The sequence below is a fragment of the Mycobacterium sp. genome (genome assembly GCF_032162105.1).
In the GTDB taxonomy this organism is placed as follows: Bacteria; Actinomycetota; Actinomycetes; order Mycobacteriales; family Mycobacteriaceae; genus Mycobacterium.
Map to the genome: position 1 here is coordinate 1 of NZ_JAVRPS010000467.1, position 3,862 is coordinate 3,862.

Below are 3,862 nucleotides of genomic sequence, written 5' to 3' on the forward strand. Positions count from 1 at the left end.
CTGCACTTCGCAGCGCTGGGACCGCCGACGATCCCGCGCGGATCATCAACATCGGCAGCATCGCCGCCATACACATCCCCCAGCGGCCCAACTACTCGTACTCCAGCAGCAAGGCTGCGCTGCATCAACTCACCAGAGTGCTCGCCAAGGAACTGGGCCCGCAGCACATCACGGTGAACGCGGTGGCGCCGGGACCGTTCCCGTCGACGATGATGGCTGCAACCCTCGACGAGTTCGGCGAGGCGATCGCGGCGTCGGCCCCGCTGCGCCGGATTGGCCGCGACGACGACATGGCGGGTGTCGCCGTGTTCCTCGCCAGCCGGGCAGGCGCTTACCTAACGGGCACCATCGTCCCCGTCGACGGAGGGATCGCCACGACAGCGTGATACTTCGGCGACAACATCGACGCCATGCCAGGCCCCGCAATTGCCCTCACGCTGGCATGCAGTGTCTAGTCATGACCGATGTCGGTGCCCGATCTGCCGGACGCCGAGGCTTCAAGGTATTGGCGGTACCCCCTTCGCTTGCGGTGCGGGCATACGGTGAGTGGATGGCCGCCACGCTAGATTTGCGCACCGAGATCCGAGAGTTTCTGAGGTCGCGTCGCGCCCGCATCGCGCCTGAGATGGCTGGACTGCCCGCCTACGGTGGCAATCGTCGGGTCAAGGGTCTACGTCGAGAGGAGGTAGCGCTACTCGCTGGGGTCTCGGTCGAGTATTACGTGCGCATTGAGCGCGGCAGCCTGGCTGGCACCTCAGAGGGCGTGCTCGACGCGCTAGCCAAGGCCTTACAGCTCAACGAAGCGGAGCGCGATCACCTGTTCCATCTCGCACGCCAGTCCGGGGCGCCCGGCGGTCGACGGCACTGCAAACCTCCCGCGACGGTGCGTCCGGCGCTGCAGGAGGTGCTCGACGCCATTACCGTTGCGCCGGCGTGGATCCGCAATGGGCGCCACGACGTGCTCGCCATGAATCAACTTGGTCGCGCGCTGTATTCACCGGTGCTGGCCGACCCGCGACGGCCCGCCAACATAGCGCGGTTCGTGTACTTGAATCCCACCGAGGCCGAGACGTTCTTCGTCGACTACGACCAGGTGGCGCGGAACGCGGCCGCGATGTTGCGTATGGAAGTGGGCCGTAATCCCCACGACGAGGAGCTAATCGCCTTAGTGGGTGAATTATCAACGTGCAGTGAGCTATTCCGGCAGCAGTGGGCATCCCAGGACGTGCGGCTAAAGGGATACGGGAGCAAGCGTGTGAACCATCCGGTGGTGGGGCGGCTCGACTTGAACTTCGAGTCCATGGATCTACCCACCGAATCTGGCCTGCAGTTGAATGTCTACACCGCACCTGCGGGAGGGCCGGCCGCTGACAATCTGGCCCTGTTGGCGTCGTGGGCCAGCCAGGAGACATTGGCGAACGAGCTTCATGCCCCCAGCGGATAACCCACCCTTCAGTCCGTCCGCGTCACGGACCGCATTGCTGGAACCAATCCTTCGTTGATCGGGGGCGACGCCGTCAACCTATGGAGTTGCCACCAGGGCAACGGCGTTATCGAAGCACGAATAGGGCTTAGGTTCAGTGCAATTCGTTCGTACTGGTAACTCGCCATATTCGATACCGCCGTCTTCCTGCGCGTGCGGTCGCTGTGGAACCGTCGAGCGGCGCCGATGGGGGAGGACGGTGAATCACGTCGTTCGGCGCCGAAATGTCGTGGCGGTTTCAATTGAGCAAAGGAACCGCAGCCAACCCGCGATGCGAGGGCCGATATCGACTGCGTGGCTTTAGTGTTGGCTCCTGTGGCCGGACTGGACAGTTGTGTGACGCGCTGGAGGGTGGCGCTGCACGTAATAGTTACGTTGTTGATAGTTGTCACCTCCGGACTGGCGATCACCCCGGTGGCTCATGCGGATGCCGCCGCGGCGAGGCTGTCGGTGTCATCGACGTGGCAGACCGGTTTCATCGCTCACTTCACCATCGTCAACGCGAGTACGGCGCCGATGACGGATTGGCGGCTCGAATTCGACTTGCCGGCGGGTGAATCCGTCTCGCATACGTGGAGTAGCACCCTTGTGCAATACGGCACGCACTATGTTCTCACCCCCGCGAATTGGAATCGCATCATTGCGCCGGGCGGTTCGGCCACAGGTGGTCTGAGAGGCGTGCTGGCCGGCTTCTACACGCCACCGTCGAATTGTGTGCTCAACGGGCAATACCCCTGCACCTAGAGGCTTTTGTGCGCCGGGGTTCGACCACTCCGATGCCCGCCGACTGCGTGCCGCTTGAGCGATTTCGGTCATAGTTCCGGCCGGGCGAGCGGTTCAGCCGAAACTTGACCCACACCACAGGAAGACGCGAGAGTGAGCCCATGAAGACGATCGCATACCGCCACACGGCAGTCGTCGGCCTGGCCGTCATCGCATTGATCACCGTGGGCTGCAGCAATGGCAAGAGCGTCGACGCGTCGGCGTCGCCGCAGGTCGGGTTGATCGCCACCTCCGAGACTGAAGCCCCGCCCCCCGAAGTGAAGCTCACCGGGGAGAGAGACGTCGAGGTGACGCTGACCGGTCCGATTGCGGCCAAATACGCGTCGGCAACCGAGAATCAGCGGCAGGCTCTCGGCAAGCCACTGACGGGTGACCGCAATGCGGGAGCACGGGAGAGCGGTGTGGTGTTCCAGCAGTTCCAGGGCGGCGTGATCACCGCCAAGAACGACGACGCGAGCACGCCTGGATATATCACCTGGGGCAAGATCCGGGAGGCCTGGAATGTCCAGCGCGACCCAGACGGCGTGCCTGCGGTCAGCGGCGATAACGGCTCAGTGGGTCCGCTGGGCGCGCCCACCAGCGACGAGAACACCGTCGGCGATCTCCTCGTTACGACCTTTGAACACGGCAAGATCGAGTACGACGCGAAGACGGACCAAGTCGAGGTGACGGTCAACGGCAAGGTCGTGCCTTCCGGGCTCTGATGAACACGGCGCAGGTTTACTCGCAACCGCTGTCGGACATGCAGCCTGGCGAAAGTCGCTAGGGCACTTAGCAGGTCAAAATTAACAAGCCGGGGGACCACTCGGTGTTGACGGACTCATTCCAGGATCGCCCGCGCTGCGCGCTCTGCGATCAGCATGACCGGCGCGTTGGTGTTCCCGGAAGTGATGGTAGGCATCGCCGAAGCATCAGCCACTCGAAGGCCGGCGACGCGGTATACGCGGCAGTCGGTGTCGAGCACTGTGGCAGCCGACCGCGGAAGACCATGGGTGTCGAAGGCTCCCATCGCGCAGGTGCCCACCGGATGAAAGATGGTTGTACCGAGTTCACGGGCCGCCTGCTGGAGGTCTTCGTCGCTCACCAGTTGCGTGCCGGGAAGCAATTCTTCTGGGCGGTAGCGGGCCAGGGACGGCGCCGCCATGATCTGCCGGGTCATCCGGAGGCCGCGCACGGCGGCTTGACGATCGGCGCCAGTGGACAGGTAGTTACAGGAGATCGTCGGGTAGGTCAGCGGATCTGCGCTGGCCATGCGCACGTTGCCCCGCGAGCTGGGTCGCAGATTGCAGACTGACGGAGTGATCGCTCCGAAAGGATGTAGCGGTTCGCCGAACTTGGCCAAGGACAGCGGCTGCACATGCCATTCCAAATCGGGACTGGCCAACGCGGGATCGCTCTTGGCGAAAGCGCCCAGCGTGGAGGGCGGCATGGTCATTGGTCCTGAACGCAGCAGCAGGTACTGAAGTCCGATGCCTGCACGGGTGATCCAATTGCGGTACAGCGTGTTGACGGTGCGGGCGCCCCGCACCCGGTAGACCGTTCGCAGCTGCAGGTGGTCCTGGAGGTTTTCACCCACGCCCGGCAGATCGACGGCCA

At 63.7% G+C, this 3,862-nt stretch carries 5 protein-coding genes; 4 read left to right on the top strand and 1 reads right to left on the bottom strand.

All coding sequences use genetic code 11. The annotated features are described in order from the left end of the window. From QOC69_RS24080 to QOC69_RS24095, 4 genes are all read left to right on the top strand, one after another. On the top strand, positions 1 to 386 hold a 386-nt coding region (locus QOC69_RS24080; protein WP_526444332.1), incomplete at its 5' end, for an SDR family oxidoreductase. A gap of 164 nt (positions 387 to 550) precedes the next feature. Then, entirely contained in the window at positions 551 to 1,444 is an 894-nt protein-coding gene (locus QOC69_RS24085; RefSeq protein ID WP_526444334.1) for a helix-turn-helix domain-containing protein, read from the top strand. Between the two features lie 354 nt (positions 1,445 to 1,798). Further along, positions 1,799 to 2,227 (top strand): cellulose binding domain-containing protein, encoded by a 429-nt coding sequence (locus QOC69_RS24090; RefSeq protein WP_526444336.1) that lies wholly within the window; start codon positions 1,799 to 1,801, stop codon positions 2,225 to 2,227. A 140-nt stretch (positions 2,228 to 2,367) separates the two neighbouring features. Beyond that, the gene (locus tag QOC69_RS24095; RefSeq protein ID WP_526444338.1) at positions 2,368 to 2,970 is read left to right on the top strand and encodes an LGFP repeat-containing protein; all 603 of its coding nucleotides are present in this window, start codon (positions 2,368 to 2,370) and stop codon (positions 2,968 to 2,970) included. 116 nt (positions 2,971 to 3,086) lie between these two features. Here the strand turns inward: QOC69_RS24095 and QOC69_RS24100 are convergent. Further along, on the bottom strand, positions 3,087 to 3,862 hold a 776-nt coding region (locus QOC69_RS24100; protein WP_526444340.1), incomplete at its 5' end, for a GMC family oxidoreductase.

Coding starts and splice junctions, on each gene's coding strand:
- QOC69_RS24085 (WP_526444334.1), top strand. CDS start 551: ATGGCCGCCACGCTAGATTTGCGCACCGAGATCCGAGAGTTTCTGAGG.
- QOC69_RS24095 (WP_526444338.1), top strand. CDS start 2,368: ATGAAGACGATCGCATACCGCCACACGGCAGTCGTCGGCCTGGCCGTC.